Source organism: Microseira wollei NIES-4236 (assembly GCF_020521235.1).
Lineage (GTDB): Bacteria > Cyanobacteriota > Cyanobacteriia > Cyanobacteriales > Aerosakkonemataceae > Microseira > Microseira wollei.
The window spans coordinates 1-595 of the sequence record NZ_BLAY01000519.1; the positions used below are offsets into that span (position 1 = coordinate 1).

A 595-nucleotide genomic window follows, 5' to 3' on the forward strand; every position below is an offset into this window, starting at 1 on the left:
TTTTAACTAATTCTGCGGAATTCCCCACCGTCTTTTACGGTGGGGATGGATAGCCTGCTAAAGTTGGGGGTTCGATGCCCCCAACTTTAGCAAATACTCTCTAACGGCTTCTCGCACCAACTCATTAATAGAACGCGAAAACTGCTGACTTGCTTGCTGCAAGTTTTTGTGTTCCTTGTCAGAAAACCGAATATTTAGCGCTTTCATCATTGAAACCAGTGCCATGGTAGTGCTACTATAGTACGGGTTGCGACCCACCCACACGGCTGCAAACAACAGGCCACAGTAGCAGTAATATGCTTGCCACGGTAACTAGCGTGAGAATGGGGGAAAGAGTAGACCACTGGTTCGCTTAGGTTAGCTCTGCGGTAAAAAAATAAGCCACGCCTACTGTACGGAAAAGAAATAACTGCCTTGGGAAGCAGGGCGGCTGCGCGGGTTCTCCTTGAGGAGACAAAGGTGAACAACACCTCCAGACGCTGTGTAAGACTCAGACCGGATTTAGTTCCGGGTATCTAGCAATAGATACACCCAACAGAGCAACGGCGAATGAGACGCGAAGCCCCATCCGCCTATGCGGTGGGGTACTTCACAT

The 595-nt window shown here is 49.4% G+C and carries 1 protein-coding gene; it reads right to left on the minus strand.

The features are described from left to right. Positions 1 to 57: 57 nt before the first annotated feature. Complete coding sequence (locus MiSe_RS49640) at positions 58 to 225, minus strand: YlcI/YnfO family protein (protein ID WP_226594988.1); 168 nt, start codon at positions 223 to 225, stop codon at positions 58 to 60. Positions 226 to 595 lie beyond the last annotated feature (370 nt).

Excerpts from the sequence above, each read along its gene's own strand:
- MiSe_RS49640 (WP_226594988.1), bottom strand. The coding sequence starts at position 225 with ATGGCACTGGTTTCAATGATGAAAGCGCTAAATATTCGGTTTTCTGAC.